The following is a 3,359-nucleotide window of genomic DNA, read 5'->3' as shown; positions in this document are numbered from 1 at the left end:
CCGTCCGCCGAAGCGCTCGACGTGACGCGGCGCAGGTAGCAGGTCGATCATGCGGCTCGCGCTCGTTCTGATGGGAGGCGGCGCACGTGCCGCCTATCAGGTCGGCGTGCTGAAGGCGCTGGCCGAGATCGCGCGCGAGGCCGATCCGCAGCGGCACACGCTGCCGTTCGCGGTCGTGTGCGGCTCGTCGGCCGGCGCGATCAACGCGACGTCGATCGCGAGCCACGCGGACGACTTTTCCCATGGCGTGCGGCGCCTGCTCGAATTCTGGGAGCCGTTGCGCGCCGACTACGTGTATCGCACCGACTGGCTCGGCATCGCGGCCGCCGGCGCACGCTGGCTCGCGGCGATGACCTTCGGCTGGGCGGCACGCCGCTCGCCGCGCGGGTTGCTCGACAACGCGCCGCTCGCGCATCTGCTGCAGCGCGAGCTGAGTTTCCACCGGATCGAACAGATGCTCGAGGCGCGCCTGCTGCACGCGCTTTCGGTGACGGCGCTCAGCTATTCGAGCGGGCGGCACCTCACGTTCTACCAGGCGGCCCAGCCGATCCAGGCGTGGCGGCGTGCGCAGCGCACCGCGCGGCTCGTCGACCTGTCGGCGTCGCACCTGCTCGCGTCGTCGGCGATTCCGTTCGTGTTCCCGGCCGTGCCGCTCGTGCTCGACGGGCAGATCGAATACTTCGGCGACGGGTCGATCCGGCAGATCGCGCCGCTGTCGCCGGCGATCCACTTCGGCGCGGACCGGATCGTCGTGGTCGGCGCGGCCGACCCGCGGCCCGAGATCCCGGCCGCGAACGGCACCGGGCTGGTACGCGGCTACCCGACGCTCGCGCAGATCGGCCAGCAGGTGCTTGCGAGCGTGTTCCTCGACTCGATCGGCTCGGACATCGAGCGCATCGAGCACATCAACCGGATGATCGAGCACCTGCCGCACCAGGTCGAGGTGGACAGCGGCTGGCGGCACGTCGACGTGCTCGCGATCGCGCCGTCCGAGCGCATCGAGCTGATCGCCGCGAAGCACCTGAAGCAGATGCCGGCCACGATGCGCGGGCTGCTCGGCGCGATCGGCGGCAGCCAGCCGGCTGGCGCGTCGTTCGCGAGCTACCTGCTGTTCGAGGAAGCGTTCACGCGCGAACTGATCGAGCTCGGCTACCGTGACGGGCGCGCGCAGCGCGACACGCTGGCCGGCTGGATTGCGCTGGCGGACGGCGGCAGCGCGCCGGCCGCCGGCATGCCGCCGGAAGACGGCCTCGCGACCGGAGAAATACGGGTCTGATGCATAAATGGCAATGTAAGGTTGCGTTTTCGCGACGGTCGGCCGCGACCGATCGCCGCACCGCGATCGGCGGCGCACGACCGGGCAGGCGTCTCGGAACCGTCATGCACGCGTGATATCATGGCCGCCGCCGTATACACCATATCGAGCAGCCCGCCGATCCGGCATCCGCACGGGACCTTTCGGGGAACCCGCCTGGGGCAGGGGACGGGCGCGCCAACGAGCCGGCCAGCGCCGGCCCCCACTCAGGCAAGCGTGCAGCCGGTTCCGTTCGCGGAGCGTGGCTGCGGCATGCTGCAACAGCGGCGGCGCGGCCGCCCGGCTGCCGGACGAGGAATCACCGTCCGGCGGGCCGGTTTCCCGCGTAAAATTAGAGTCTTGGCTGCAAAAAGCGCGCTCGGGCGTGCTTGCGCGGCAACAGTCACGTTTAGAGAAGTCGCATTGCGCAGAACAGGGGTGGGACCATCATGAACACGATGCTTTATCCGGAACTTTACCGATCGCTCGAAGCCGTCCGCTGGGACATGGAGAAGGACATTCCGTGGGACAAGTTCGACGCTTCGCTGCTCACCGACGAGCAGGCGAAGACGATCAAGATGAACGCGATCACCGAATGGTCGGCGCTGCCCGCGACGGAAATGTTCCTGCGCGACAACCAGCACGACAGCGACTTTTCCGCGTTCATGAGCGTGTGGTTCTTTGAAGAGCAGAAGCATTCGCTCGTGCTGATGGAATACCTGCGCCGCTTCAAGCCGGAAATGGTGCCGACCGAAGAGGAACTGCACGCGGTGCGCTTCCAGTTCGACCCGGCGCCGCCGCTCGAGACGCTGATGCTGCACTTCTGCGGCGAGATCCGCCTGAACCACTGGTATCGTTGCGCGGCCGACTGGCACACCGAGCCGGTCATCAAGCAGATCTACGAAACGATCTCGCGCGATGAAGCGCGCCACGGCGGCGCGTACCTGCGTTACATGAAGAAGGCGCTGAACAACTGCGGCGACGTCGCACGTGCCGCGTTCGCGAAGATCGGCGTGCTGATGGCGTCGGCGCGCCGCACCGAGAAGCCGCTGCACCCGACCAACCTGCACGTGAACCAGGCGCTGTTCCCGCGCGACACCGTGCAGTCGCGCCTGCCCGATCCGGAATGGCTCGAGCGCTGGCTCGACGAGCAGATCCGGTTCGACGGCGAATGGGAAAAGAAGGTTGTCGAGCGGATCCTGCACAACCTGTCGATCCTGTTCGAGCGCACGTTCGCGACCGCGCAGGAGCTGAACCGCTACCGCAAGGAAGTCACCGGCCGCCTGCAGGCCGAAAGCGGCCCGTCGTCGGCCGCGCAGCCGGCCTGAGGCCGGTTGGCGCCGCAGCCGGCGTGAATCGCGTCGGCCGCGTAGCGCGATGTCGTACCCGTTGCATGAAGCCCGCCCGGTCAGTCCGGCGGGCTTTTTATCTGGCGCCGCCGCCGCGCGCGCCATTGTTCATTCCGTCCAGCCTCCATCATGTCCGCCACCTTCGAACGCAAGCTGATCACCCGTGATGCCCTCGTCGCCCTGCGCGCGTCGCTGCCGTCACCCGTCGTGTTCACCAACGGCGTATTCGACATTCTGCATCGCGGCCACGTCACGTATCTCGCCGACGCGAAAGCGCTCGGCGCATGCCTGATCGTCGGTGTGAACAGCGATGCGTCGGTACGCATGCTCGGCAAGGGCGACGACCGGCCGATCAATCGCCAGGAAGACCGCGCGGCGCTGCTCGCGGCGCTGGAAAGCGTCGACTGGGTCGTGACGTTCGAGGAAAAGACGCCCGTGTCGCTGATCGAGGCCGTCCGGCCGGACATTCTCGTGAAGGGCGGCGACTACGACATGGATGCGTTGCCGGAATCGGCGCTGGTGCGTGGCTGGGGTGGCCGCGCGCTGGCGATTCCGTTCGAGCACGATCGCTCGACCACCGCGTTGCTGAAGAAGGTGCGCGCGCAGCAGTCCTGAGCGCAGCCTGGCGCCGTCAGGGCGCGGACGCCGCGAGCGGCTCGGCCGTGACGGCCGGCGGCGCGATCGGGCCGCCGATGACGGGCTGGTCCGATGCCTGC

Annotated in this window: 3 protein-coding genes; all 3 read left to right on the top strand. The window is 68.2% G+C overall.

Translation table 11 applies throughout. The features are described 5' to 3' along the window. Positions 1 to 49 precede the first annotated feature (49 nt). The 3 genes from G3N93_RS36695 to rfaE2 all read left to right on the top strand — a co-directional run bounded on the left by G3N93_RS36695 (position 50) and on the right by rfaE2 (position 3,258). The gene (locus G3N93_RS36695; RefSeq protein ID WP_174937723.1) at positions 50 to 1,276 is read left to right on the top strand and encodes a patatin-like phospholipase family protein; all 1,227 of its coding nucleotides are present in this window, start codon (positions 50 to 52) and stop codon (positions 1,274 to 1,276) included. Between the two features lie 467 nt (positions 1,277 to 1,743). After that, positions 1,744 to 2,622, top strand: a complete 879-nt coding sequence (locus G3N93_RS36690) for a diiron oxygenase (RefSeq protein WP_011353352.1) — start codon at positions 1,744 to 1,746, stop codon at positions 2,620 to 2,622. 150 nt (positions 2,623 to 2,772) lie between these two features. Beyond that, the gene (gene rfaE2 / locus G3N93_RS36685) at positions 2,773 to 3,258 is read left to right on the top strand and encodes a D-glycero-beta-D-manno-heptose 1-phosphate adenylyltransferase (protein ID WP_089426432.1); all 486 of its coding nucleotides are present in this window, start codon (positions 2,773 to 2,775) and stop codon (positions 3,256 to 3,258) included. The last annotated feature ends 101 nt before the right edge of the window (positions 3,259 to 3,359 follow it).

The organism is Burkholderia sp. Se-20378, assembly GCF_017104665.1.
Lineage (GTDB): Bacteria > Pseudomonadota > Gammaproteobacteria > Burkholderiales > Burkholderiaceae > Burkholderia > Burkholderia lata.
The sequence above is the reverse complement of the archived record's forward strand: the minus strand, read 5'-3'. Positions and strand labels throughout refer to the sequence as shown.

Bases quoted from the DNA above. Each gene is read 5' to 3' on its own strand.
- rfaE2 (WP_089426432.1), top strand. From the start codon at position 2,773: ATGTCCGCCACCTTCGAACGCAAGCTGATCACCCGTGATGCCCTCGTC.
- G3N93_RS36690 (WP_011353352.1), top strand. From the start codon at position 1,744: ATGAACACGATGCTTTATCCGGAACTTTACCGATCGCTCGAAGCCGTC.
- G3N93_RS36695 (WP_174937723.1), top strand. From the start codon at position 50: ATGCGGCTCGCGCTCGTTCTGATGGGAGGCGGCGCACGTGCCGCCTAT.